Source organism: Mycobacterium sp. (assembly GCF_965230835.1).
Lineage (GTDB): Bacteria > Actinomycetota > Actinomycetes > Mycobacteriales > Mycobacteriaceae > Mycobacterium.
In genome coordinates this window covers 430,864-455,707 of record NZ_CBDDLW010000002.1, presented here as the reverse complement: position 1 = coordinate 455,707, position 24,844 = coordinate 430,864, and the positions used below count along the sequence as shown (strand labels likewise).

Annotated in this window: 22 protein-coding genes and 4 tRNA genes; 11 read left to right on the top strand and 15 right to left on the bottom strand. The window is 62.0% G+C overall.

The window, feature by feature from the left end:
* The first annotated feature begins 13 nt into the window (after positions 1–13).
* Positions 14–1,288: an IS256 family transposase gene (locus ACO07W_RS02550; RefSeq protein WP_421840071.1), complete on the top strand. Its 1,275-nt coding sequence runs from the start codon at positions 14–16 to the stop codon at positions 1,286–1,288.
* Between the two features lie 1,147 nt (positions 1,289–2,435).
* Here ACO07W_RS02550 and ACO07W_RS02545 read toward each other — a convergent pair.
* The 5 genes from ACO07W_RS02545 to ACO07W_RS02525 form a co-directional block, all read right to left on the bottom strand.
* Complete coding sequence (locus tag ACO07W_RS02545) at positions 2,436–2,840, bottom strand: hypothetical protein (protein ID WP_421840475.1); 405 nt, start codon at positions 2,838–2,840, stop codon at positions 2,436–2,438.
* Positions 2,841–2,900: 60 nt separating this feature from the next.
* Entirely contained in the window at positions 2,901–3,164 is a 264-nt protein-coding gene (locus ACO07W_RS02540) for a hypothetical protein (RefSeq protein WP_421840473.1), read from the bottom strand.
* 738 nt (positions 3,165–3,902) lie between these two features.
* A tRNA-Val gene (locus ACO07W_RS02535) sits at positions 3,903–3,977 on the bottom strand.
* A gap of 13 nt (positions 3,978–3,990) precedes the next feature.
* Positions 3,991–4,064 (bottom strand) — tRNA-Cys (locus ACO07W_RS02530).
* Between the two features lie 29 nt (positions 4,065–4,093).
* Positions 4,094–4,166 (bottom strand) — tRNA-Gly (locus ACO07W_RS02525).
* A 181-nt stretch (positions 4,167–4,347) separates the two neighbouring features.
* On the opposite strand from ACO07W_RS02525, the gene ACO07W_RS02520 reads away from it, so the two are divergent.
* Positions 4,348–4,422: transfer RNA gene (locus tag ACO07W_RS02520), tRNA-Val, on the top strand.
* A gap of 233 nt (positions 4,423–4,655) precedes the next feature.
* Here ACO07W_RS02520 and ACO07W_RS02515 read toward each other — a convergent pair.
* The 5 genes from ACO07W_RS02515 to ACO07W_RS02495 form a co-directional block, all read right to left on the bottom strand.
* A complete protein-coding gene (locus ACO07W_RS02515; RefSeq protein ID WP_421840471.1) occupies positions 4,656–5,783 on the bottom strand; it encodes an NDMA-dependent alcohol dehydrogenase in 1,128 nt (375 codons plus the stop codon).
* Positions 5,784–5,786: 3 nt separating this feature from the next.
* A complete protein-coding gene (locus ACO07W_RS02510; RefSeq protein ID WP_421840469.1) occupies positions 5,787–7,451 on the bottom strand; it encodes an AMP-binding protein in 1,665 nt (554 codons plus the stop codon).
* The gene (locus ACO07W_RS02505) at positions 7,448–8,710 is read right to left on the bottom strand and encodes a cytochrome P450 (RefSeq protein WP_421840467.1); all 1,263 of its coding nucleotides are present in this window, start codon (positions 8,708–8,710) and stop codon (positions 7,448–7,450) included. The genes ACO07W_RS02510 and ACO07W_RS02505 overlap by 4 nt, the downstream gene beginning before the upstream one ends.
* 22 nt (positions 8,711–8,732) lie before the next feature.
* Positions 8,733–9,419 carry a TetR/AcrR family transcriptional regulator gene (locus tag ACO07W_RS02500; protein ID WP_421840465.1) on the bottom strand — a complete coding sequence of 229 codons (687 nt, stop codon included), beginning with the start codon at positions 9,417–9,419 and terminating at the stop codon, positions 8,733–8,735.
* Between the two features lie 212 nt (positions 9,420–9,631).
* Positions 9,632–9,826 carry a hypothetical protein gene (locus ACO07W_RS02495; RefSeq protein ID WP_421840463.1) on the bottom strand — a complete coding sequence of 65 codons (195 nt, stop codon included), beginning with the start codon at positions 9,824–9,826 and terminating at the stop codon, positions 9,632–9,634.
* An 82-nt stretch (positions 9,827–9,908) separates the two neighbouring features.
* Between ACO07W_RS02495 and ACO07W_RS02490 the strand changes: the two genes are divergently transcribed.
* From ACO07W_RS02490 to ACO07W_RS02475, 4 genes are all read left to right on the top strand, one after another.
* Positions 9,909–10,247 carry an alpha/beta fold hydrolase gene (locus ACO07W_RS02490; RefSeq protein ID WP_421840461.1) on the top strand — a complete coding sequence of 113 codons (339 nt, stop codon included), beginning with the start codon at positions 9,909–9,911 and terminating at the stop codon, positions 10,245–10,247.
* Positions 10,248–10,307: 60 nt separating this feature from the next.
* Complete coding sequence (locus ACO07W_RS02485; RefSeq protein ID WP_421840121.1) at positions 10,308–11,645, top strand: IS256 family transposase; 1,338 nt, start codon at positions 10,308–10,310, stop codon at positions 11,643–11,645.
* Positions 11,646–11,694: 49 nt separating this feature from the next.
* Positions 11,695–12,501, top strand: a complete 807-nt coding sequence (locus tag ACO07W_RS02480; RefSeq protein ID WP_421839996.1) for an SDR family NAD(P)-dependent oxidoreductase — start codon at positions 11,695–11,697, stop codon at positions 12,499–12,501.
* A gap of 85 nt (positions 12,502–12,586) precedes the next feature.
* Positions 12,587–13,294: an alpha/beta fold hydrolase gene (locus ACO07W_RS02475; protein ID WP_421840459.1), complete on the top strand. Its 708-nt coding sequence runs from the start codon at positions 12,587–12,589 to the stop codon at positions 13,292–13,294.
* Positions 13,295–13,335: 41 nt separating this feature from the next.
* Here the strand turns inward: ACO07W_RS02475 and ACO07W_RS02470 are convergent, their stop codons facing one another.
* Positions 13,336–14,520, bottom strand: a complete 1,185-nt coding sequence (locus ACO07W_RS02470) for a hypothetical protein (RefSeq protein ID WP_421840457.1) — start codon at positions 14,518–14,520, stop codon at positions 13,336–13,338.
* A gap of 281 nt (positions 14,521–14,801) precedes the next feature.
* Here ACO07W_RS02470 and ACO07W_RS02465 point away from each other — a divergent pair, with 281 nt between their 5' ends.
* Positions 14,802–15,248 carry a cupin domain-containing protein gene (locus tag ACO07W_RS02465; protein WP_421840455.1) on the top strand — a complete coding sequence of 149 codons (447 nt, stop codon included), beginning with the start codon at positions 14,802–14,804 and terminating at the stop codon, positions 15,246–15,248.
* Between the two features lie 601 nt (positions 15,249–15,849).
* Here the strand turns inward: ACO07W_RS02465 and ACO07W_RS02460 are convergent.
* Positions 15,850–16,506 carry a DedA family protein gene (locus tag ACO07W_RS02460; protein ID WP_421840453.1) on the bottom strand — a complete coding sequence of 219 codons (657 nt, stop codon included), beginning with the start codon at positions 16,504–16,506 and terminating at the stop codon, positions 15,850–15,852.
* A 339-nt stretch (positions 16,507–16,845) separates the two neighbouring features.
* Here ACO07W_RS02460 and ACO07W_RS02455 point away from each other — a divergent pair, with 339 nt between their 5' ends.
* The 3 genes from ACO07W_RS02455 (at position 16,846) to ACO07W_RS02445 (ending at position 19,876) form a co-directional block, all read left to right on the top strand.
* On the top strand, positions 16,846–18,120 hold the full coding sequence (locus ACO07W_RS02455) for an IS256 family transposase (protein WP_421840071.1): 1,275 nt from the start codon (positions 16,846–16,848) through the stop codon (positions 18,118–18,120).
* Between the two features lie 74 nt (positions 18,121–18,194).
* Positions 18,195–19,286 carry a hypothetical protein gene (locus ACO07W_RS02450; RefSeq protein WP_421840451.1) on the top strand — a complete coding sequence of 364 codons (1,092 nt, stop codon included), beginning with the start codon at positions 18,195–18,197 and terminating at the stop codon, positions 19,284–19,286.
* A gap of 209 nt (positions 19,287–19,495) precedes the next feature.
* Positions 19,496–19,876 carry a VOC family protein gene (locus tag ACO07W_RS02445; protein ID WP_421840449.1) on the top strand — a complete coding sequence of 127 codons (381 nt, stop codon included), beginning with the start codon at positions 19,496–19,498 and terminating at the stop codon, positions 19,874–19,876.
* A 52-nt stretch (positions 19,877–19,928) separates the two neighbouring features.
* Here ACO07W_RS02445 and ACO07W_RS02440 read toward each other — a convergent pair whose 3' ends face one another.
* The 3 genes from ACO07W_RS02440 to ACO07W_RS02430 form a co-directional block, all read right to left on the bottom strand.
* Positions 19,929–20,567: a TetR/AcrR family transcriptional regulator gene (locus ACO07W_RS02440; protein ID WP_421840447.1), complete on the bottom strand. Its 639-nt coding sequence runs from the start codon at positions 20,565–20,567 to the stop codon at positions 19,929–19,931.
* The gene (locus tag ACO07W_RS02435) at positions 20,567–21,334 is read right to left on the bottom strand and encodes an enoyl-CoA hydratase/isomerase family protein (protein ID WP_421840445.1); all 768 of its coding nucleotides are present in this window, start codon (positions 21,332–21,334) and stop codon (positions 20,567–20,569) included. Before ACO07W_RS02435 ends, ACO07W_RS02440 begins: the two co-directional genes overlap by 1 nt.
* Positions 21,335–21,710: 376 nt before the next feature.
* On the bottom strand, positions 21,711–23,063 hold the full coding sequence (locus tag ACO07W_RS02430) for a Rieske 2Fe-2S domain-containing protein (RefSeq protein WP_421840443.1): 1,353 nt from the start codon (positions 23,061–23,063) through the stop codon (positions 21,711–21,713).
* 948 nt (positions 23,064–24,011) lie between these two features.
* On the opposite strand from ACO07W_RS02430, the gene ACO07W_RS02425 reads away from it, so the two are divergent.
* Positions 24,012–24,497, top strand: coding sequence for a hemerythrin domain-containing protein (locus ACO07W_RS02425; RefSeq protein WP_421840441.1), 486 nt, complete (start codon positions 24,012–24,014; stop codon positions 24,495–24,497).
* Positions 24,498–24,844: the final 347 nt, after the last annotated feature.

The following is a 24,844-nucleotide window of genomic DNA, read 5'->3' as shown; positions in this document are numbered from 1 at the left end:
TGTGCGTGTTGAGATGGATCAGTTGTTCGCCGCGACCGAGCGGCCGTTGACCGAGATTTTGGAGGAGGTCGGGCGGTTATCGGTGCGTCTGGTGTTTCAGGTCGCCGTGGAGGCCGAGGTAGAAGCAGTGTTGGGCCGAGCCCGTCACCAGCGTCGGGTTCAGGACGGCCCGGGCGGGTACCGCAATGGGTATCAACCGCCGGCGACGGTGAAGACCACGATGGGCTCGGTCGAATTATGCCGCCCGAAACTACGCGACACCGACGAGCGGTTCTGTTCGCGGCTATTCGGTGCCGGGGTGACGCGCACCCACGCTCTGGAGGCGTTGGTGATTTCGGGATGGGTGCGCGGTTTGTCGGATCGCGACATCGAGGCCGCGTTGGCCGAGGTGCTGGGCTCGCAGGCGGCGTTGTCGCGCTCGACGGTGAGCCGGATTTGTGCGGCCATCAAAGACGAGTTCGCTGCGTGGTCGTCTCGACGCCTTGATGAGCTGGTGTTGGACTACCTGTTCTTGGATGCCTCGAACTTTCGGATGCATCCCAACGCCCCGGCCGAGCCGGTGCTGGCCGCCTGGGGCATCTGCACCGACGGCAAGCCCCTGTTTATTGGGCTGGCCCCAGCCGCAGCGGAGTCGGCTGATGCGTGGGCCGACTTCTTGGCTGACCTGAGGAACCGGGGACTACGCCCGCCGCTACTGGGCATCTCCGACGGGGCGCCGGGCCTGATCGCCGCATGGGAGACCACGTTTCCGGCAAGCCTGCGTCAGCGGTGTCTGATCCATCGCTGCCGTAACGTCATCGCCAAGACACCTGTCGCGGTCCAGGACGAGATCAAAGCCGCGTTCTGGTCGATCTTCGATGACATTGACCAGCCACCCGGCCAGCAGGCCGTGGATGAAGCCACCCGCCGCGCCGAGGAGTTCACCACCACATACCGCGGGCTCTACCCAGCCGCGGTCGCTTGCCTGGCCAACGACTTCGCCTCGCTGAGCGTGCATTTGCGCTTCCCCCGCCAACACTGGACACGCATCCGCCATTCCAACCTCATCGAACGCACCTTCGGAGAATCCCGTCGCCGGGTCAAGGTCATCGGCCGCCTACCCGGCGAAACCAGCTGTCTGTCGCTGGTATGGGCCGTCCTCGACCGCGCCAGCCGCGGCTGGCGCGGAGTCACCCAAACATCAGCGACCAGCCGCCACCTCCAAGAACTACGCCACCAACTGCTCGAGCCACCCCGCCCACTGCATCCCCCCACCACAACAACCACGACCGACACCACCGCCGCGTAACATGACCACCAGGAACATGCGCCCAGCGTTTTTACACCAGTCCTAAGACGCCACCGGAAAAGCCAAGGTCTGTCACAGTCACATTCGTGTCGGCCGCGAGGAGAGCCAACAGCGTATGTGCTTCGTCGCGCAGAGCTGAATCTGTGCGGGCGGACAGGACGAGAGGCACCAGTGGTGTGACGAAAGGTGGTGGACCTGAGACGAATTGTGCATCCGGAAACGGCGGGCTGCTTGAGAGCTGATTCGGCTCGGGTCGAAACGGTTTCGGGGTCAACGTATACCTCGATATTTCATCCGGGTACAGCGGCTATTGGCGGTTGGCTCTGGGGGGCTTGGCCCCTGCGGTGGACACGGGATTTGTCGGCTGGGCTCGTCGGGCCAGCTGTTGGGTCTCAGAGCGACTTCGCGTTTGAGGGCGCCGTCCAGCGACTTGAGCGGGTTGTCGGCAGGAGGCCCAATGGTGCCCATCGATTAGGTGACTAAGCCGTCTGCAGAACTTCGCGAAATCCTCTGATGGTTACTGGATTCCGTGATCGCTATCGAATAGTGCACGGACCAGGCTAGCTGGCGAGTCAGGTGCTGCTTTAGCTACTGGTGAAAAAGCGTCGAATCACCTTGTCTAAAAACTGAGCTCGCACAATCAGACCCTTATACCGCACGGGTAGTACGCGAAACACTATGGACCCCAAGGCCAAAACTCCTTGTCTAAATACCTGATCTCGCACAATCAGGCCCTTATATCGCACGGGTAGTACGCGAAACACTATGGACCCCAAGGCCAATGGTGTACGCGGCGACTCTACAGCGTCGACAACTGGATGCAATCGAGTCCAAGGCGATCTAAAGGAATCCTCGACCGTCTCTCGATCAGGGCTCTAGCTGTACTGGCGTGGCACGCCAACGCTGTAGCGTGCCCTTGTTCGCATCCCCGGGTCTGGTCCAATCACCAGGACCGCGCTCGAGTCGCCGAAGGCCACGGCGACGTCAATACCGAGCCCGCCCATCCCGCTGCCGACGCAGAGAGAACCAACGACTTCGATCTGCGGCCGCGGTAATAATGGGCACCAGAGCCACCGGGACTGTCGCGGTAGCCCTCCCATATTTTTTCCACCAAGACACCGTGGGATCTACCCGGTGGATCGGCCCTCTAGTCCGCCGGCACGACGTCTTGCGGAATCACTCCGTTGGCCCAGTTGGTTCCGTCATTGTGCTGTGCGTGCTCGAACCGGGCATTACTCAGATCGGCGTAGGTGAAGTGGGTTCTATGAAGCGGAGGCAGGGCGTCGAGCAGGGTCACAATGGTTTTCCGAACCTCAAGGTCCTCGGCCGGTTTGTCGTTTGGGAGCTCCTGCAACCCCGGCACGATTTCGGTGGGAGGACGTGGTTGCCGCAACTGTGGGCATTGAAGGTCTGCGCATACCTGGCGTTCATCGTCATTCCCGAAGCGATGCCAATCGTCCGCGAGAGATGCCATCGCATATGCGCCCGCATGACGTACGGCGAAATTCGGTGATCCTAATTGCTCGGCGAGGGTGGCGAAACGGGTGCGCAACTCCCTTTCGGGATCATCCTTCTGTCGATTTATCTCAAGTTGGTGGCGGTCGCGGTCGAGCTAATACTTCCTCGAGTGAAGTGTGTGCTGTTCGGGCGCGGTTTTTTGTCCTGCGATCGCGGCTTCGTGTGCGCGCTCGGTGGTGTCTTGGCGCCGGTAGGCCACCAGCGCTGCACCGCCAATACCGACGACGGCGAGAATTGTGGCCCTAGTGCGAGCAGCGCTAAACAGGCCGGTGCCATATACGTGGCTCAACCAGTCGAACCATCCGGTGCCGCCGGGCACCGGCGCCGGCTGGTGGCTGAGTAGCCACGCTAGCAACACGAATATTGCCGTGCCGAATTGGCGTGACTACGCCGGTTCCAGCGGCCACCAGCTTTAGCAGCGACATTCGGCGCTCGGTCCCCGCGCCGCCTAAACCGCTGCCCTGCGAGCGGCCGGATTGCTATCCGCGCTGCAGTCTGACTCAGCGGTCACACACTGAGCTTGCCAGCAGGTCATGACTGGCCGGAGGAATGCTCTCGGATGTGTCGGGGTGCCTGACGCTCATCTTGCGAGGCACGGTCGTAAGCTAGGCCGCGGGGCGTGGTTCAAACGCAGCATCTACGAGCGCGATCGTCGCCGATAGCAACGACCATGACCACGCTCGCACCGGATGTGCATTGATGCGGGGTTTCAGCACTCGCCGAGCCTGGTCGCGACTAAGATGATCGAGGTCGCTTTGATTCAGGGATGCGGTTGGGTATGTGACCGCTGCCCAGGTTGTACTCGTCGGCCTTTGTGGGTCTGGTGGTGCACCAGTCGACCGGGCACCGGTGGCGGTCGCGTGATGCGCCCGAAGGCGGTCTTTTTCATCGGTGCCGCCGCACCTATGGTTCGCATCGAGTCGCCGGTACTTCGAACTGGTGGTGCGCAGTTGCCCGCAAATGCAGCAAATCGCCCGCTGCTGCATGGTCGTCGGTTTGCCTCTCGGGTCGTCCCGAGCCGCCGAGCGCATCTGGCATTTATCTGACACGGCCGCCTAGTTGAGGCTTAAAACATGCCTTCTACCTGCACAAACGCTGGTGCGCGATACTGGGATTGAACCAGTGACCTCTTCCGTGTCAGGGAAGCGCTCTCCCGCTGAGCTAATCGCGCTGGGTCTTGATTTTGGAGGTGGAGACGGGAATCGAACCCGTGTGCACGGCTTTGCAGGCCGTTGCCTCACCACTCGGCCACTCCACCGCTGGGGATTGATGCCACTAGCACCTTCGAGCGGATGACGGGATTCGAACCCGCGACCCTCACCTTGGCAAGGTGATGCGCTACCAACTGCGCTACATCCGCGCGCAACGAACGAGATCGTCGCCCGGTGCGAAGCACGACGATAGTCGACCCGAGCGGGCGCGCACAAATCCCTTGGAACGTTGTGCTGCTAGGCTATCGCGCGTTCGCGTGGAGCGCATGTGGCGCGTTCTGTCAGCTGGTCGATCGTGCTAGTCTTCGACCTCGTTCGTCTCTCGGCGTCGGTCCCGTGGCTCAGTGGGAGAGCGTCCGCTTCACACGCGGAAGGTCGCTGGTTCGATCCCAGCCGGGACCACCATGTTTGGCCTGCATGAATGCGGCCGATGACCCGGTTGGTTGTCCACTTTGTGCTCGCTGGTCACTGTTGAACCGCCCGTTTTCGTGTGCGTGATGGCGATGTGGGTTCGCAGCTGCGGGGTCAGATTCGTCGAAATGGTGGTCGGCCTAGCCGCTGGCTGTGCTGATCGGTGTCAGCGGGTCAAGCGGTCGCAGGTATGACATAGCTCATGAATCGTGACGGCCGCAGCGTGCTTAGCGGTCCGCATCGGTGTAGCGGATCACGCCACGGATGTTGCGGCCTTCCAGCATGTCGCGGTAGCCATCGTTGATCTGCTCGAGCCGGTATTGGCGCGTGACCATGTCGTCGAGGTTGAGCTTTCCCAGCTGATACATCGACAGCAGGCGAGGAATATCGTGGTCGGGGTTGGCGCCGCCGAAAAGACTGCCTTGCAAGTTTTTCTGCAGCAGCGTCATCATCGACGTGTTCACCGTCGCTGCCGTGTTCAGCATGCTGCCCACCGCGGCCAGGACGCAGGTGCCCGCTTTGCTGGTCAGCGACATCCACGTATCGAGCTGTGCGCCATCGACATCCCCCACGGTCACGATCACTTTGCGGGCCATGGCCCCGCACGTGGCTTCGGCGATCCCGGCTAGAGCTGCCTCGGCGGAGGGATACGCATGGGTAGCGCCGAACCTGAGTGCCTGCTCACGCTTCCATTCGACCGGGTCAACCGCGAAGATACGGCGAGCTCCAGCATGTGCGGCGCCCTGCAGCGCTGAGATCCCCAACCCGCCGATACCGATAATCGCGACGTCGTCGCCCGGCGCCACTGCGGCCATGCGGGTCGCCGAGCTGTAGCCAGTAGTGACACCGCAGCCAACGATGCAAGCCACCTCGAACGGGATGGCGGGGTTGATTTTCACTACCGACGTCTGATGCACGACGGTGTAGGGGGAAAACGCGCCGAGCAGGGCCATCGGATAAACCGGCCGCCCACCGGCATGAACGCGAAATGTTCCGTCAGCGACGGCGACACCCAGCAACGCGCCAGCGCCGACGTCGCACAGATTACGCGCGCCCTGCTGGCACGACGAGCACTTGCCGCATGCGGGGATGAAGGACAGCACTACGTGGTCGCCGACCGCCAGATCTTCAACTCCTTGGCCAACGTCGGTGATGATTCCGGCGCCCTCGTGGCCGCCCAGCACCGGAAAGCCCGCCATCGGCACACCGCCGGTGACGAGATGAAGGTCCGAGTGACACATCCCGGCGGCCTCCAGCTGAACTTTCACTTCACCTGCGCACGGGTCGCCCAGCTCGATCTGCTCGATCGACCACGGCTCGTTGAGCCCCCAGATCAGTGCCCCTTTGGTCTGCATCGGTCACTCGTTTACGGTGTCGGCGCTGAGCAGGCGCTTGACGACCTTGCCGGTCGGGTTGCGGGGCAGCTGCTCGACAAAAATGACATCGCGGGGAACCTTGAACCGCGCCAGCTGATCTCGTACATAGTCTTTGACCTCCTGTTCCGACAGCTGAGCATTGTGGCGGAGCGCGACGAAGCTGCGCAGTCGCTGGCCGTACTGGTCATCGGGCACGCCGATGACGGCCGCTTCGCGGATCTGGGGATGGGCGCTCAGCGTCTCCTCGACTTCGGCAGGGAAGACGTTCTCCGCCCCCGAGACGATCATCTCGTCGTCGCGTCCGTCGATGAAAAGCCTTCCCACGGAATCGAAGTGACCGATGTCACCGGTAGCGAGCAGCCCTTCGATGCGTTGTTTCCCGCCGCCGTCGGTATAGCCGTCGAACTGAATGCTGTTGCCGACGAAGATTCGTCCTTGCTGCCCCGCCGGCACCTCAAGACCGGTATCGCTGAATAGCTTGACCACCGCGCCGGGCACTGGCCTTCCAACACAACCTGGCTCGTTTGCCAGGTCGGTTGGTGTGGCGATGGTGGCGGAAGCGACCTCGGTGGACCCGTACATGTTGTAAAGGACCGGACCGAAGGCATCCATGGTTTCGAGACACAGTGTTGTCCCCAGCGCGGAGCCCGCCACGAAGACGATCCGAAGCGCCGCGAGGTCAAGTTCTGATCGAGCGGCAGGTCCCAAATCCAGCATTCGGCGCAGCATGATCGGCACGGCGATCATGGCGGTGACACGGTGTTCGGCAAGATTTTTTACGGTTTGTCGCGCGTCAAAGCGGCGCCTTAACACCAGTGTTGAGCCCAGCAGCAAGCCCAACATGATGTGACCAAAGCCGAGCCCGTGGAACAGTGGAACGCAGCATTCGGTCACTTCACGGGCACGAAACGGCACCCGACTGAGCAGACCACCGACGGGCAGCATCGATCGTGGCTCGGATCTTGGAGCTCCCTTCGGTGTTCCAGTGGTGCCGCTGGTCAGAATGACCAGTTTGGCGCGGCCGCTGGGCGCCGGTGGCGGCGAGGGATCACCGTCGCGGATCGCCGATTCGAGGCTATTTGGCACCAACGCATCGCTAAACGCCGTGATACACCCCAGTCGGTACGACGCATCGGAGGTCAGGTGGGCGAATTCACTGTCGTGGACGAGCAGATCGGCGCCTTCACGGTCGAGCACGTCGCGCAGTTGTGGGGCGCCAAAGTCGGTATTGAGCAGAATGATTCGTGCGCCGCATTTGGCGGCTGCGAACAGCGCGTCCAGAAAACCTCGGTGATTGCGAGCGAGGATGGCCACGCCGTCGCCAGCGCGCAGTCCCCGCGTCCGCCATGAGTTGGCTATGGCGTTGGATCGGACCTCTAGCTCGGTGAAACTGACCGCGCCACGCTCATCGATCAGTGCGGCCCGGCTTCCATGGCGGGCGGCGGCTATGGTCACCGCTGCGCCTGTCGGTCCATATCTGCGCACCGACTGGACCACTCGGCCAAGCCGCCACGGCGGTACGGGGCGTAGCGCACCGGCGCGGGCCGCCCGGTGTAGGGACCATAGTTCCTTACCAGCTCGCGATGCCGCCGCGGCCAGCCGCTTGGTGGCCGCCGGCGGCGAAATGCCCCGGTGCCGTGGGGTCATTCGGCCACCGGACACCGCGATGATGACCCGCCGGTGTAGTCGACCTGCCAGTGCTTGATGCCATTGAGCCACCCTGAACGCAGGCGTTGCGGTGGGGACAGCGGACGCAGGTCAGGCATGTGGTCTGCGATCGCATTGAAGATGAGGTTTATCGTCGTGCGGGCCAAGTTGGCGCCAATACAGTAGTGCGCTCCGGTGCCACCGAAACCAACCTGCGGGTTGGGGCTGCGCAAAATGTTGAACGAATGCGGATCGTCGAAAACGTCTGCGTCAAAGTTGGCTGAGCGGTAGAACAATACAACCCGTTGGCCCTTTTTGATCGCTACTCCGCTCACCTCGGTGTCTTCAAGTGCGGTGCGCTGAAACGCGGTGATCGGTGTAGCCCACCGCACGATTTCGTCGGCGGCGGTCTCTGGTCGCAGCCGCCGGTACGAGTCCCACTGATCAGGAAAGTCGTTGAACGCCATCATGCCCTGGGTAATCGAATGCCGAGTTGTCTCGTTTCCGGCTACGGCCAGGGTAAGAACAAAGAAGCCGAACTCCGAGTCGGACAGCTTCTCTCCGTCAATATCGGCGCGCAGTAGTGTGGTGACAATGTCTTCGCCGGGGTTTTTTGTCTTCAGCTCGGCCATCTCCATCGCGTAGGTCAGCACCTGCACCGATGAAGCCTGGCCGTCGATGTCTTCGTATTCGGGGTCTTCGCTTCCGGTCATTTCGTCGGCCCAGCGGAACAGTTTCGTGCGATCGGCCACCGGCACATCGAGCAGGCCGGCGATGGCCTGCAACGGCAACTCGCGGGACACCTGCTCAACAAAGTCCCCAAAGCCTTGTGCTGCTGCGGCTTTGACTATGGCCTGCGCATGTTCGTTGAGTTCGGCGCGCATACGCCCGACTGCTCGCGGTGTGAAAGCACGGGAGATGATTTTGCGCAGCCGGGTGTGGTGTGGGGCATCGATATTGAGGATCGATGCTCGGGCCACGTCGATGTTTGCCCGCTCCACGTCGTCGGGATAGCGGGGGATTGCGGTGTTCTCGTAGGTCGAGAAGATGTCGCTACGCAGCGATATCTCCTTGACGTCCTTGTGCTTGGTTACCACCCAGAAGCCGCCGTCATTGAATCCGCCTTTGCCAATCGGTTGCTCGTTCCACCAGATCGGCGCTGTTCGGCGAAGCTCGGCGAGCTCGTCTACGGGGAGACGCTTAGCGTAGATGTCGGGATCGGTGAAATCGAAGCCGGCGGGCAGGTTCGGACATAACACCACAGCTACTCCTCTGATTAGCTCACTTCACTTCTTCTGTGTACGGCTTTGGCCCCTCAGATCTGTTCGGCAGCGGGGGTGCGGGTTGGCCGGAAAACAGAGATCCGCGTAGCAGTGCTTTGGCGGCACGCAGCGTGCTGTGATACTCGCCGGGTGGGAGGACGGCGGCTTGCTCAGTAAGGCCGCGTGTCAATGCGTAGATCGCGTCGACGGCTCCGTCGGCGCTAATGCCGCTTTCCAAGAATCCTTGCCGTTGGGCGTCGGCCACAATGCCTGCGATGATGTCGCGCAACACCGCGAAGTCAGCCTGACCGGGAGACTTCTTGCGGACGAATGCGGCGCTTTCGGCTCTGATGGCGCGCTCAAAGGTAGCTAGGTAGGGATACTCGCGCATCAGTTGATCCGATTCGTCGAGCACAGCGTCGAGCCGTTCGACCACGTCGGTGCCGCGAGCGCCGGCGGCTCGTAGCCGTGGCAGCGCAATCGTCTCAATCTCGTTGACCGCCGCCGTGAGCAGCTCAGCCTTGGTGGGGAAGTAGTGATACAGGCTGGCGCTGGTCATGCCCGCAGCCTTGGCGATTTCGCGGATGCTCGCCTGCGAGTAGCCCACTTCGGCGACGCAGCGCATCGTGGCGGTCAGAATCCGCTGGCGCGTGTGCTCGTTGCTGGCGCCGACCGGCCGGCCGAGCTGTGCCGGTGTAGCGCTCATCCACGCCCGCTTTCGATTGTTGCTGGTGGGTCACCGTTGGCTGTTGAGGAAGAGTCGTGTATCACAAATCAATCGATCAATTGATTAGATCATATCCGCCGCGAAACCGCTGCCGTGGAGTGGCTTCATCCGCAAGAAAACGACGTTGGGCAGGACAGGTGGTGCAAGACAGGCCGCCACGCCAAGGTGGCTCGTACCAATCGACTGGTTGATTATGGACGTTTGCGCACCGCAAGGGCAGTCGTCTGGGGGTGGGTTGTTCGGCGAGCGTTGTCGGCGGCATCCGGGTGAAACGTGGCTTTGACGGCGGCCGCGTATGGGTGTCGGGCGAAGAAGCGATGCCCATGGCCGGCGATCGACCCGCCGTCACCCAAGGTGCCTGCTGCTCCAGCCAGCCGGGTCAGCATGAGAAGTTTTTCATGAAGTAGACCCGGTTGTTCTCATCCACGTCTATGACTCTGGCTCCCGGAACCGAAAAGGAGTTGAGTCATGAACCTCGTTACGCCGACCGCCGCAGAGCCGGCAATCCCTCGTGTTGGCCAGCCCATCTTGCGCATTCTCAGACACACCGACGTGGAGGTGACGACAAGTGACGGGGTCGCATTAGCCGTGCGTGACTACGGCGCCGCATCGCCGCGTCACACCGTGGTATTGCTGCATGGACTCTTCGTCAACAATGCAGTCTGGTCGAGTCAAATCGACTACCTGTTGCGGCGCTATGGCGACAACGTACGGGTTATTGCCTACGACCACCGCGGTCACGGCGAATCAAGCGCCGCACCCGCCGACACCTACCGAATGGTCGTGTCCGGGATCCGGTGTAAATAGGGAGCACGCGCGTAGGTTCCGCTTCACGACCTGCAAGTCTGCGAAGAAGGAGTCACGCCCGTGCCTGTCCGCGTATCAGCGACCGACCGTATCCGCACCAAAATCGACGCCCTGTTCGCCGAGGATCGGGAACTGCCTGAAATCCTTGAAGAAATCGCCCGCCTCGGCGCCCAGCTACTGATGCAGGCGGCCCTGGAGGCTGAGGTCACCGAGTTCCTCGGTCGTGAACGCTACCAACGTACCGCCGCCTGTGCCGACGCTAACGGCGGTTCGCGCAACGGATATCGGCCGGTGACCATCAAGACCACCACAGGTGCGGTCACCTTGGAGCGGCCGAAACTGCGTGGCACCATGCAAGCGTTCGCCTCTCGGCTGTTCGGTAAGCATGTGACGAAAACCAACGCCCTGGAAACGCTGGTGATCGCCTCGTTCATCCGCGGCCTGTCCGTCCGGGATGTCAAGGCCACCCTCGCTGAAGCGCTCGGCGATCAGGCGGCGATCTCCAAGTCCGCGGTTTCGGAAGTCTGTAAGGCGATCCGGGCCGAATACCAGGCGTGGGCTCGTCGCCCACTCGGTGAGATCGCTCTGGACTACCTGTTTTTGGACGCCAGTTTCTTTCGGATGCATCCCGGGTCGCCGGCCGAGCCTGTGCTCGCCGCCTGGGGCGTCACCACCGAGGGCAAACCCGTGTTCGTCGGATTGTCACCCGGGACCGGAGAGTCCACCGACGCGTGGTCCGACTTCCTGACCGACCTGCGCGAACGCGGTCTTGCCACTCCGCTGCTGATCGTCTCTGACGGCGCCAAGGGACTGATCGCAGCCATCGAACAAATCTACCCAAAAGCGTTGCGCCAGAGATGTCTTATTCATCGCCTTCGCAACGTGCTTGCGAAGATCCCCACCGGGATGCAAGTCGAGGTCCGTGACGGATACTGGGCGATTTTTGATACCACCGGCCTGGGTATCGAGCCGGGACCGCAGCTGGTTGAGATCGTCGACAAGCGGATCGAGGCGTTCGCCGCTAAATACTCCGACCTCTACCCGGCGGCTATGCGGATCCTGCTCACCGACAAAGCAGGGCTGACCGCCTATCTGCGGTTTCCGGTTGAACACCATGGCCGCGTTCGGCACTCAAATTTCATTGAGCGCTCCTTTGGAGAAACTAAGCGACGGACCAAGGTCATTGGCCGATTCCCCGGCGAGACCAGCGCCATCAGCCTGGTGTGGGCCGTGCTCGACCGCGCCTCGGCCGGTTGGCGCGGCCTCACCATGACACCGGTCGGCACCCGACTGCTGCAAGACCTACGCCGATCCCTGCTCGACTCACCCCGCCAACTGCGACCGCCTCAAAGTCAAGCACCTACCGGCCAGGCAGATCCCGTCTCCGCCACGGCGTAGCGAGGCGCACGCACGCGTGACGACGCCCACCCGGTCCCAGTAAGGGGAGGTGAGGGAAACCGTTTGCCACGGCGGCGTGGCCGTGGTCGATAGCCTGCACAATGTGGATCTGAATGGGATGACAGCGGTGGTGACCGGCGCAGCTAGTGGCATCGGGCGCGCGTTGGCGCATGCACTGGCCGACCGTGGAGCCAACCTCGTGCTCGCCGACATCGACACCGTCACATTGAGCGAAGTTTCGCAGTCACTGGGGGCACAAGCGGTTCCCACTGACGTTGCCATGCCGGATGCGGTCGAATCGCTCGCTGAAGCCGCCGGCGACGCCCGGGTCGTGTGCCTGAACGCCGGAATCACCGGTAGGAGCTTTGGTGCTCCGTGGGAAGTGGCCGCTCCTGACTGGAACAGGGTGTTCGCGGTCAACGTCGGTGGCGTTGTCAACGGCTTGCGTGCGTTCGTACCCAGACTGCTGGCCGCGAACCAGCCCGCGCACATCCTGATCACCGGCTCATTGGCTGGGGTGCTGACCTTTCCCAGCGGCGGCGCTTACGGACCCTCCAAGCACGCCGTCGTGGCCGTGGCCGAACACACCGCGCTGGCACTGGCCGACACGCCGATCGGCGTGAGCATGATCTGCCCCGCCCTGGTCTCGACAGGCATGTCCACCGACGGCATCGACCCCGCCGAGGTCGCTGCACAGGCGCTGGCCACTATCGACCGCGGAATCTTCGCTGCGGTCCCACCCGACTGGCAGCGCACCCTCATCACCGCGGCATCGCGTCGCGCCACTGGTCAGCGTCCCGAATCGCCTGCGGTCGCCACCTCGACCACGCAGAAACAACCACCAGCGCCCTCATAGCCCAAACATCGCCGGCGCACGAACCACGACCGGCCCGTACAACCCCCAACCCGCGAATCGACCTGCCGCCGAACCAGACGCCCGTATGCTAACAGCGGAGCGAAACTGGCCCTGCCTTTTACACCGGCATCTGGACGCAGCCTACCGAATCGACCGGCTAGCCAGCGACCTTGCTGACGTGCTCGCCGCGCTCCGGGTTAGCGGACCGCTGACTTTGGTCGGCCATTCTATGGGCGGGATGACGGCGCTGGCCTACCTCGCCCGCCCACACACCAATCGGCCAGTCGATCCGCAAGGTCTGGTTCTCGTAGCTACCGCCGCGCGCAAACTCAGCCAGCGGGGTCTGGGCCGATTGTTGGCCGCACCCGGACTCGGCACGCTGCTTACATTGGCCAACCGTATTCCCAGGTCGGCCCTCGAAGCACTAGCCGGACCGGTGTGCTCAACGCTGTGCAGAATCTGGCCTACGCAACGCGCAATGTTGACTGTTGCCGCCGAGGCAGTGGTCACCGCGCCCGTACCAACCGTCGCTGGATTCTTACCTTCGCTACGCAACTATGACCAGTACGCGACCCTCGACCAAATCCGGGCCAGGACGGTTGTCATGAGCGGCGGTAGCGACCCGGTGACGCCGCTAACGCACTCACGAGAGCTTGCCGACACCATCCGCGGCTCTGCGCACGTGCACATTCCCTCGGCCGGCCACATGCTGCCCGGTGAGCAGCCTGAGGCCGTCAACGATGCCATCAGTTGCGCGATGTTCCCCGCTCGTGCTCAACGATTCGCCGCCTAGACGTGTTGTAGCGCGGCCAGGTTGCCGTAGCCGTGGGGGTGTTAGGGGAAGGCGGCCGCGTTTTGCTGATCGAGGCAGGCCATGTCGTCGTTGGCTACCCCAAGATCACGCAGGGCGCCTACCACGGCGGCCAAGACTCGAGCGTTGATCTGCTCGACCTGCACAAGGGCTAGCTCAGAGGCATCCGCGGAGGCCCCGGTCGCGCCCTGACGCAAATCGAGTCTGGCTTGGCGGGCGGCATCGAGGTTGGCTTGCGCGCGAGCGGCGATCTGGTTCAGCTCGCGGATCCCGGCATCGATGGCGTCGTGGTCATAGACCACCACATGATGCCCACCCCCCAGCGGTGGTGGCGGTGGGACGTCGAAATACTCACCCAACAAGCGATACGCCCGGCCCCGGCTACGTGCATGAGCCAGACTCTCCTCGGCATGGTCAACAGCGGGGAAGGCATCGCTGCCACGGATACGCGCGGCCTCGTCCCTAGCGTGCCAACCCAAGTCAACTGCCCGCTGACGGTAACGCTCAGCAGCCCGCGCATTGCCATCGGCTCCCAGCTGCTCCAGCTGGCGCACTCGGGAGCTGGCAGCCAGTGCTTTTTGTTCGGCATGTTGCGCTTGCTGCTCGTATTGTTCGGCCTGCCGAAGGTGCTCCTGCGCGAGCTGCTGATGTTCGGCGGCCTTTTTGTGGCAGTACTCTTCCAGAGACGAGTGCGTGCGCGCCGACTCTCGCCAGTGCTGCTCTAGCTGCCCGTCTTCTTCGGCCCATTTCCGGTATTTCGCGGCTTGCTGCTTGCCTTCTTTCGACTGCTTTTCGAAGCCCTCGGCTTGCTGTTGGGTCTGTTGGACGTGCTGTTGCCAATTGCGGTGATAGTCAGCTTGTTGGGCGGCATATCGGGCGTCTTGCTGGTAGCTAAGTGCTACCTGCGTGCGCTCACTGAGTGCGTCGATCTGGTGCTGTGCATCGAGAGCGGCTTCGTCGTGGACGCGAATCTCGTTGTTGATTGCGGCCCGGTATTGCGCGGCCGGATCGTCGATTGGGTCGTGATCAAAAAACGGCGGTTCGGCAAATCTAGGAGCACGCCGAAAAGGCGGTGCAACTGGTTCATCGCCGGCCCCATCGTCGCCGTCAGCTGTGTTGTCGCCAGCGAAGTGCGGCAGCGGTGAATTATTGCGCCTGGGCAAAGCTCCGGCCTCCTGGGTGGCTGCTAAGGGTACATGTGGCGACACCGGAAGTTGTTACACCGCAACACATTGCGGCGAGACGCTGATGGCCGGTGGCGGCGGGCGTCGGCCGAGACAGCCGCCGACGCCATCGAGAACGCGCTTTGCGCGACGCCGATCGGGTTGCGCAAAGACCGAGTGTGCGCGTTGAAGTCCCCGTACTACGCTCAATCGCACGCCGGAAAACACACCGGCCACACGTAGCGAGGTGTGCACAGCCGGCGATACTCCCCGCTCGGGGGCGCGGATCCAGCTTTGAGTGCGCAGGTTCACGAAGGAGAAAAACGTTGAGAAAGCACGCCATCACAATGGTGGTTCCGGTCGCGGTGGCCGCGGGAATCTTGTCCGGCCCGGCTGCTGCCACGCCCTCTGTTGGACAGGTCGTTCGCACCGATATTGCCAAAGGCGCCACTAACACCGCGATTTCCATCGTGACGACCGGCAAGGATACCGCCTTCTATGTGCAACGTTTGCAAATAATGCCGGGGGCCAGCAGCGGGTGGCATTCTCACCCGGGCTTTGAGTACTCGATCATCACCAAGGGCACTCTTGAGGTTCAGGACGCGAAGACTTGTGACGTGGTGGCGTACGGTCCCGGCGAGGTGCTCTACGCTGACCCGGGTGTCGTACACCGAGGGATGAACCACGGCTCTGACGAGGTTGAGACGTTGTCGACGTTCACCGTGTCTGCCGATGTTGCCCCCGTTGTCGACGCACCCGCGGCCTGTACGTAGCTCGCGCGCCGCTGTCTTGTGATTCCACGCGGATCCGTGCCATTTGCCGGCACGTCCCATGCGCCTTAATGAGCATCGCCTTTTTCTGTTTAGGGTTAGCTGCACGGACGATGATCACGTCATCATCGAATTCTGCCGGGCAAAAAACATCGGCCAAAATGCGGATATTTTTGCTGCATGGCCAAGCCCGGTAAGGTTTCTGGCTTGGCAACCTGGCGTGCGTGGTTAGTCAGCGCGCCCTGATCTGAAGGTAGGGGCCTGGTTTGATAGTCCAGGTCGGCTTTGCCAGGCGTGACGACGGTGCTTTGCAGAGCCGCTTGACTTTGTCAATCACCCTGGGTCCAGCCCGTGCTCGATTCTGGGCGAACTGCGCCGAATTCCGTCCCGGAGAAAACCTCGTTGTGGGTGCATCAGGTTAGTTCGGCTGCGTGTCGACCAACGTCGAACGTGGATCGATGGTCGGCAATTGAAGATTGAAAAAGCTAGTGGGCTCAAAGGGCGGGAATGCGGTAGGGGAGGGTGTCGCGCGCGGGCGGCTCAGCTTCGGGTCGAACCGGGCAAGCCGGCCACCGGATTCGGTCGTATCACACGGACAGAAAAGTCATGCCGCGGTAGTGCCGGTCTTACCGAAGTGCTCGGCCTCGAGTTCGGCGATCGCGCGAGCCGTGCGTTCACGCAGCAAGATTGCGGCGACAACGCCGCACACGACGGCGATGAGAAGGGCGACCCAGGAGAACCGTGCCAGCCAACGTTCAGCGGCTATGCCGGCGAAGTAGATGAGTGCTGTGGTGCCGCCGGCCCAGCAGATGGCGCCGGAAACATTGGCCGCCAGAAAGCGCGGGTAGTGCATTTTCAAGGCGCCGGCGAGCGGCCCGGCCAAGATCCGCAGCAGCGCGATGAAACGCCCGAAAAACACCGCTCGGACGCCCCAGCGGCTAAACAGTCGCTCGGCCAGCGCGACATGTCCAGGACCGAAGTGTTTCGGGAACCGGCGGCCGAGTCGGTCGAAGAGTGGCATCCCGAACCGGCGACCGATTGTGTACCCGATCGAATCGCCGGCCACAGCCCCAATCACCGCGGCGGCTCCGACGCCGATCGGGTTGACTGCCAACTCCTGATGCGATGACAGCAACGCGGCGCTGACCAGCACGATTTCTCCGGGTAGGGGGATGCCCAGGCTTTCGACCCCCACCACGCCGCCAACGAGTAGATACACCGCGAGAGGCGGGATTGACTGCAGCAGGGCGTCGACGTTCATGTGTTAAGGATGCCTGAGGCGCGTTGGCCGCGCGGCGCAATGCCTCTGAGGATGCGTTGTGTGGTTTCAGGACGTGTAGCTGTACCACGCTGCCGTGGTCACCACGTGGCTCGGCGGGTTGCTGCGGTAGCTGCGGGTGGCGCGAATGCGAATCGGAAGAGCGAGACGCGAAAGCTGCTGGCATGAAATCAAATGTTGATGTTTGCGCCGGACGGTCGCGTCTCATCGCTGGTGTAAATGGTCACGGGCGTAGGTTCCGTCGCAACCGACGAAAGCTATGAAGGAGGGGCTACGCCCGTGACCAAGCGAGTATCGCCGATTGAGCGTGTGCGTGTTGAGATGGATCAGTTGTTCGCCGCGACCGAGCGGCCGTTGACCGAGATTTTGGAGGAGGTCGGGCGGTTATCGGTGCGTCTGGTGTTTCAGGTCGCCGTGGAGGCCGAGGTAGAAGCAGTGTTGGGCCGAGCCCGTCACCAGCGTCGGGTTCAGGACGGCCCGGGCGGGTACCGCAATGGGTATCAACCGCCGGCGACGGTGAAGACCACGATGGGCTCGGTCGAATTATGCCGCCCGAAACTACGCGACACCGACGAGCGGTTCTGTTCGCGGCTATTCGGTGCCGGGGTGACGCGCACCCACGCTCTGGAGGCGTTGGTGATTTCGGGATGGGTGCGCGGTTTGTCGGATCGCGACATCGAGGCCGCGTTGGCCGAGGTGCTGGGCTCGCAGGCGGCGTTGTCGCGCTCGACGGTGAGCCGGATTTGTGCGGCCATCAAAGACGAGTTCGCTGCGTGGTCGTCTCGACGCCTTGATGAGCTGGTGTTGGACTACCTGTTCTTGGATGCCTCGAACTTTCGGATGCATCCCAACGCCCCGGCCGAGCCGGTGCTGGCCGCCTGGGGCATCTGCACCGACGGCAAGCCCCTGTTTATTGGGCTGGCCCCAGCCGCAGCGGAGTCGGCTGATGCGTGGGCCGACTTCTTGGCTGACCTGAGGAACCGGGGACTACGCCCGCCGCTACTGGGCATCTCCGACGGGGCGCCGGGCCTGATCGCCGCATGGGAGACCACGTTTCCGGCAAGCCTGCGTCAGCGGTGTCTGATCCATCGCTGCCGTAACGTCATCGCCAAGACACCTGTCGCGGTCCAGGACGAGATCAAAGCCGCGTTCTGGTCGATCTTCGATGACATTGACCAGCCACCCGGCCAGCAGGCCGTGGATGAAGCCACCCGCCGCGCCGAGGAGTTCACCACCACATACCGCGGGCTCTACCCAGCCGCGGTCGCTTGCCTGGCCAACGACTTCGCCTCGCTGAGCGTGCATTTGCGCTTCCCCCGCCAACACTGGACACGCATCCGCCATTCCAACCTCATCGAACGCACCTTCGGAGAATCCCGTCGCCGGGTCAAGGTCATCGGCCGCCTACCCGGCGAAACCAGCTGTCTGTCGCTGGTATGGGCCGTCCTCGACCGCGCCAGCCGCGGCTGGCGCGGAGTCACCCAAACATCAGCGACCAGCCGCCACCTCCAAGAACTACGCCACCAACTGCTCGAGCCACCCCGCCCACTGCATCCCCCCACCACAACAACCACGACCGACACCACCGCCGCGTAACATGACCACCAGGAACATGCGCCCAGCGTTTTTACACCAGTCCTAAGACGCCACCCGCCGGACGCTTTAGGGGCATGACCGATGTATCCAACTCGCCCAAAACGGTGAACGTATCAAGAATACTGGGGTCCACAGCAGTGCTGGCGGTAACCGCGTCATCGATGCTTGTGGCCGCTGGCTACGGCATGGCGCACGGCGCTTCTGCTCCGGCGACGAGTCCCTACAAAGACGCCACGATTTCGTTGGACTGGAGCACCCACCAGATACAAACCGCGGTTACCGGCAGCGCTATCCCACTTGTCGGACCGGGAAGCCTAAAAGCAACCGCCTTACCGCAGCTCGACTCCGTCACCCTGGCATTTGCGACCGGGGAATGCGGTCAAGAAAAATGGGGCCAAATTCCCGGAAGCACTCTCGCCAAGGCAAACATCAGCAAATTCTCGGCGGCCGGACTCGACTACACAATTTCCACCGGCGGCCACGCCGGCGTGTTCACCTGCACATCAAACGATGGCATGGACAAATTTCTGGCGAACTACGACTCGGCGCAGCTTGCCGGTATCGACTATGACATTGAAGGCGGCCAAACGGCCGCCGACGTAACCAACATAATCACGACTGCCGAGCACGCTCAGGCAACTAAGCCGAAGCTTCACGTCTCGTTCACCCTCGCGACCCTGGCCGCATCCGATGGAAGCTTCGGTGGTCTAAACGCACTCGGCCAACAAGTCATGAGCCAACTTAAGCAGTCGTCGCTGAAGGACTACAGCGTCAACCTCATGGCCATGGATTACGGCAGCGCCAGCCCGGGTGCGTGTGTCGTCTCCAACGGCAAGTGCGACATGGGCCAGTCGGCGATACAGGCGGTCAAAAACCTGCAGCACTCCTTCGAGACGCCGGCGAATCGAACCGAAGTCACCCTGATGCTCGGACAAAACGACACGGCAGACGAGGTCACAACCATCGATAACGTCAAGGCAGTCAACTCCTACGCCCAAAAAGCAGGCCTGGCCGGCGTGCACTGGTGGTCTCTAGACCGCGATACGCCCTGCCCAACCACCGTCGCTACCGCACAAGCATCGCCGACGTGCAATGGCATCCCCAACTCGGCGGCCCTCGAATACAGCAACGCGTTCTACGGCAGTCACACAACCACGAACAGCTAGAACTCATCAGCAGCGGTGGGACCGCCTCACTCAATCAATCGAAGCGGTCCCATCGCTCTCGCACCCAACATGCCCGACCATCCTGTGCTGATGTGGCTCGGGCGGGGCAGGCCGGCCTCCGCATCTCGCGCAAAACCAGCAGCTGCCCCGATTTCGCGGCGATCACGAATTGATGCGTCGCACCGCCAACATTTGGTACACATGCACTCATGGAGATTCTGAACTGCCGCTTCCTGATTCGGCCGACAGACTACGAACGCTCCGTGGCTTTCTATCGGGACGACATCGGTTTGGCGATCTTTCGTGACTACGCCTTTGGGATCGTGTTTTTTCTAGGGCCGTCGCTGCTTGAGCTAGCAGGCCACGGTGAGTCGGATGCGGGCGGAACGTTGTGGCTGCAGGTCCGCGATATCTACGCCGCCGAGCGTGAACTCACCGGTCGTGGTGTTCATATCGCCCGCGAGGCCCGTCAAGAACGGTGGGGGCTGCACGAGATGCATGTTGTCGATCCCGACGGTGTGCGGCTGATCTTTGTTCAGGTGCCGCCCGAACATCCGTTGCGCCACGATTCACGAGCCGATGGGGACTGAATTCGTGGACAGGTGGGATGCCCTCGCAGTTGCTGTGTCCCCGGCGCCGATTTCAGTTCTTAGCCGGTCTTTCCACGGGCTCGCCATTTGGCCGAACATCGATGGTCTTGTTGGCGGCCGACATTGCCGCCCAGGCTCCCGCCCCCAGGACGGAGGCGAACTGGGTGGGCGGTCGAGTGCTGCGTTGTGTGAGCCAACGGCGCGATAGCTCCTGTGCGGGGGCGAATACCATCGCATGGGCGGCCTCGATATCTACGTCGGGTATGCGTCCTGCTCGCACCTGCGCCTGCAGCCACGAGGTGTGGCGGTCTAGGAAAGCATGATTCAGCGCTTGCAACCGTCTACGGTACGGCTGCGCGGTCACCACATGCCGGTACTCCAGCAACATCTTGGCTTGTCGAGGATGGCTCTCGGTCCACTGCAGGTGAGTTGTGACAATCGCGTGGACCGTTTGTTCGGGATCATCGGGATGGTCGTCGAGCACAATCAGGATCGAATTTTGGTAGTTCTCGACCACCCTCAGCAATAGTGCGCCGAGCACACCGTCCTTTGTGCCGAAATGATGATAGACGCTGCCGTTGCTCACCCCACTGGCCGAAACGAGGTCGGCCATGCTGAAGCCGTCGTAGCCGCGCCGATGAATCAGATGCTCGGCTGCGTCAAGCACCTTTTCAACGGTTGAGATTGTCATCAGCGCGGAGCCGGAGCGGCGGGCCGATCACCGACGTCGTAGCGGCGTAGCCCCTCGGCCGTGCCGGCGTCGTAGGCAGTTGGCACAGTGAGGTCCCACTCCAGCTTCAGCCCCTCTGACAACGGCAAACCTTGACCCCGAATCGCGGCCATGCGATCGGCCCGCAGACTAGCTTGCGGATAGGTGGTCATGTGTTGGGCAAGTTCCAGGGCCCGCTGTAACGCCTCGCCTTCGCCGACAACTTCTTGAACGAGCCCCAGCTGCTGTGCGCGCTGCGCGCTGACGCGGACACCGGTCTCCAGCAGATATAGGGCATTGCCCTTGCCCATGTGCCGAATGAACTGTTGGGTGCCGCCATCGGTGAACGGCACCCCCCAGCGCCGGTTGAGTGCGCCGAACTCTGCATTGCTGGCCGCCACCCGGAAGTCGCACCATGCGGCAAGCTCCATACCACCGGCAAAGCAGTAACCGTTGACCGCCGCGACTGTGGGCTTGCCGGCTTCCAACCGTGCAAAACCGAGTGGCCCTGCCAGGTAAGTCCAGGGATGGTCGGCAACCTCATGCATGCCACGCAGGTCCATACCTGAACAGAATGCCTGATTGCCAGCGCCCGTGATGACGAGAATATCCGCGCTCTCATCGCGGCTGAATCCGTTGATCGCCTCTGCTAAATCGACCGCCATCTCTCGCGACAGACAGTTGTGCCGAGCTGGGTCATCCAGCGTCAGCACACGCACTCTTCCCCGACTGCTGATGGCGACTCCCACAGATACCTCCAACCAGTTGATGTCCGACAACCAGCTGGCGACATCGGGCCTAGGTTTACCCAAAGTCGAGGCCGGCCGGCTAGATTATCAATCTAGATCAATAATCTAGCATGATGGGCCGGCGGTCGAGACGCGCTGCCCATCGACGTAGGCAACCTGCGGCGAGAGTGTTGGATACGTCGAAGCATCCTGGGCCGCCGGAGATTTCTCGCCGTCCAAGACATCACTGATAGTGCCGATTGAGATGGTGATGCCGCCTGCTCACGTCGCGTTGGTCAACATCAAACAGGTATCTTGACTTCCCGCACCGAAATGACGTGCCAAAACTAGGGCTATAGAGCCGAATTGGCCGTTACAACAGCGGGTATCGCCTCGCTTAGAGCCACACCTCGATTTGTCCGTCGCGCACCCGATTCGATATCGGACTCAGATTCAGTGACTTAATGAAAGTGCCCCGGTTGTCGATGTTGGGCCCGATGCAGCGCCCGTCGGCATCGAAATAGAAGCCATGAAAGGGGCATCGCAGGCAGTCGCGCTCGACGACCCCGCCGAATCCGAGATGCGCCCCCTGATGCGGGCAGAACGCGTCGTAGACCCGGACGGCGCCGCCAGCATCACGCCGTGCGATCAACTCTGCGTCGTTGACCGTGTAACGGCGCACCGCGTCAGCGGTGACTTTCTCGGCAGTGTCGAGGCGCCGCCAGCGCGGCTGGTCTGCCGGCCGCACGGGCGTGAGTGGAGCCTGGAAGTCTTTGGGGTAGAAAGTCTCACCCCAGCTAATCACGTCGCGGAGGTGCTTCTCAGAAGGAAGGAGGGCCGAAGCGCCCAGATACTTCTTGTTCTTCCAGATGATCGCGTCGACGTCGAACTCGTTTTTGATGTAATTCGCCATTACCTTGGCGAGCAGGTCGCAGAGTCGGCGCCCCCTGGTGGCTGCTCGGTAGAAGTTTTCCACCGCGGCGGGGAAGGTCGTCGGATCGATCGCCAGCGTGACATAGACGCGGGTCTGATGGGGGCCCTCCGGTGTGAGGCTCACCAGCGCGTGCATGCGGGGTATTCGCGAGCCTGTGGCGCCGACGACGGCGAGGCCCGGTCCGTGGTAGACGTAGTCTTGGGTGAGTTCCAATTTGGGAAGCACCTTCGACAGCCACCGGATCGTGCGTCGGGTCGAGCATGAGCCGTAGCGGAATCGTGTGTCCTGTTTCAGGGTTATGGTGTCGTCGTTGACTCTGTGGTCGTAGATCTTGGAGTATTCCCAGAGGTGCACCGCGCCGAAATGCAGGTTGTCCGATCCGTTCTCGACAAAATCCATGACGTGGGTATCGTGAAACAGCGTCGCGGTGCTGGTCACGTAGGTGGACTCGTACGGTTTTGCAAACAGGATCGGGAATGGGCGGTCGGGCCTTTGCAGATGCTCGCCGTACCAGACGAAAATGACGCCGAACTCGACGACGGCGGTCATTGGGTGCTCTCCTTCGAAGAGCACGTCGTATTGCGAGTCGCTGGTTTTCGGTGTGATCGTGACGAACGTGTCAAGGAAGAGGATGCGCTCGGGTCGGCCTCTTTTTTCGTATTCGGCGACAGGAATCAGGTTGAACCAGGTGTGGAGTCGCTGTGGCCGGGGGTTGACGCGCTTGTGAGCTGGCTTCCGATCGGCTGAGTTCGATCGATTTTCGGTCGCGAGACGGTCCTCGAAGCGGGCGGTTGCCAAGATCAGCTCTCCCGTCACCTGGGGGCCGGCCGATGTCACGAGCGTGGCCGAGTATCGGGCCGGCACGAAAAATCGTTGGGATCGTGTAGGCCATCATAAAGCGGTATTTGTCGCTTGGCGGCCGATTGGGTTCGCCGGCCGGCAGTCGAGTTGTGGTGGCGAGCAGCATGGAAACGGTTGCCCTGGCCAGGTCGGTGCAACGGGCGGCGTAGGTCACGATTCGGCGCTGGGCGGTTCGTGCGGTGCGAGTCGCCAGGTGGCAGTTGGGTGTCGACGGCAATCAATGCCCGCTTATCAGCAACGGCGCTGACAACGTACCGCCCTAGTTGAGAAGCGTTTTCCTTGCTGGCCTAGCAACTGGTCGAGCAGACCCCAGGGCGTGGTTCGCTGTCGTCGAACGTCAGATGCGGTAATTGCCAACGCGCGTATACTGGGAACGCATTGCGGCAGCCTCTTCCGCGCCTAGGTGGTTACCCCGGCACTTGTGAAGGCGGTCAAGAGAATTGGTCTCTGACTGCCAGGTGAGTATGCCCTAATTCGAAATTGGCCAACCATCTTTGTAAAAGTGTTTTGCCATCGGACGTGCACGGGCTCTCATGGGTTCGCGAGAACATATTGACGCCCAATAATCAAGGATTGTTGCGATGCACAGAAGATAATAAGTTGATTCACAGGTACTTCACAATTGGGGATCCGTGGCGTGGGGCGATACCGACGTTACGGTTGATTAGGTCGCATCCATTGCACAGGTGAACGCAAACAAGTTTCGGGGTTGAAGGCTTACTTGCGGGCACCGTGATCTTGGCGTGATCTTGGCGCTGAGTAGTTGAGGGAGGTACGGCGCCATGGTCGAGCGCTGCTGGATCGCGTGCTCATGGCGAATGATCGACGTTCGCGGCGGCGGGCGTGCAGCTTTTGGCGTGGCGGAAAGGACGGGGAAGTGAACGCCTACGAAGTGACGGGGAAGTGAACGCCTACGAAGTATTGAAGGAACACAACAGCGTGATCAAGGGCCTTGGCCGCAAGGTTAGCGAGGCGCCGGTGAACAGCGAAGAGCGGCATGATCTGTTCGATGAGATTCTGATCGAACTGGATATTCACTTTCGCATCGAGGACGACCTTTACTACCCGGCTCTGTCGGCCGCCGGCAAGCTGGTAGCGGTCGCCCATGCTGAGCATCGCCGGGTGGTCGACCAGCTTGCTACGTTGCTGCACACCCCCCAGAGCGCGCCCGGCTACGAGCGGGAGTGGGACTCGTTCAAGACTGTTCTGGAAGAGCATGCCGACGACGAGGAACGCGTCCTGATTCCGGCGCCCCCGTCGGTGCAGATTACCGACGCCGAGCTTGAGGAGCTGGGTGCCAAAATGGCCGCCTGCATCGACGAGATGCGCGGCTCGGGGCTGTACAAGCTTCGCACCAGGGGCAAAGCGGCGCTGGCGCGCGCGGTATAAACGACGTCCCTGCCGGCCCGGACTGACGTCCGCGCCTAGCCTCGGTCGGTACCGTGCTTTCTCGGTCAACGTGACGAAAGCTATAGCCGCACTGCGCATCTCGACCACGGGTCGTGCACCGGCATAGTCGACTGCGCTGTGCGAAGCTAGCGGCGAGCATCGGCGATGGTCGAGTTCCTTGCGTGCGGAAGGTTTGCGGCGGATCTTCTTATCCCATCCTGCTGCTTGTTACGGCGTTGTCTTGGTCTGCTCATAACAATGCGGCGCCGTCGGCGGAAATCCATCGGTCGATTCGCGTATGCGTGGCCCGGCCGGGGCCGTAGGTTTCTCGGCTTTGTAAGGGCTCG

Coding starts and splice junctions, on each gene's coding strand:
- ACO07W_RS02460 (WP_421840453.1), bottom strand. CDS start 16,506: ATGAACGTCGACGCCCTGCTGCAGTCAATCCCGCCTCTCGCGGTGTAT.
- ACO07W_RS02455 (WP_421840071.1), top strand. CDS start 16,846: ATGGATCAGTTGTTCGCCGCGACCGAGCGGCCGTTGACCGAGATTTTG.
- ACO07W_RS02445 (WP_421840449.1), top strand. CDS start 19,496: ATGGAGATTCTGAACTGCCGCTTCCTGATTCGGCCGACAGACTACGAA.
- ACO07W_RS02490 (WP_421840461.1), top strand. CDS start 9,909: ATGAACCTCGTTACGCCGACCGCCGCAGAGCCGGCAATCCCTCGTGTT.
- ACO07W_RS02495 (WP_421840463.1), bottom strand. CDS start 9,826: ATGCTGACCCGGCTGGCTGGAGCAGCAGGCACCTTGGGTGACGGCGGG.
- ACO07W_RS02440 (WP_421840447.1), bottom strand. CDS start 20,567: ATGACAATCTCAACCGTTGAAAAGGTGCTTGACGCAGCCGAGCATCTG.
- ACO07W_RS02515 (WP_421840471.1), bottom strand. CDS start 5,783: ATGCAGACCAAAGGGGCACTGATCTGGGGGCTCAACGAGCCGTGGTCG.
- ACO07W_RS02500 (WP_421840465.1), bottom strand. CDS start 9,419: ATGAGCGCTACACCGGCACAGCTCGGCCGGCCGGTCGGCGCCAGCAAC.
- ACO07W_RS02450 (WP_421840451.1), top strand. CDS start 18,195: ATGACCGATGTATCCAACTCGCCCAAAACGGTGAACGTATCAAGAATA.
- ACO07W_RS02510 (WP_421840469.1), bottom strand. CDS start 7,451: ATGACCCCACGGCACCGGGGCATTTCGCCGCCGGCGGCCACCAAGCGG.
- ACO07W_RS02475 (WP_421840459.1), top strand. CDS start 12,587: ATGCTAACAGCGGAGCGAAACTGGCCCTGCCTTTTACACCGGCATCTG.
- ACO07W_RS02550 (WP_421840071.1), top strand. CDS start 14: ATGGATCAGTTGTTCGCCGCGACCGAGCGGCCGTTGACCGAGATTTTG.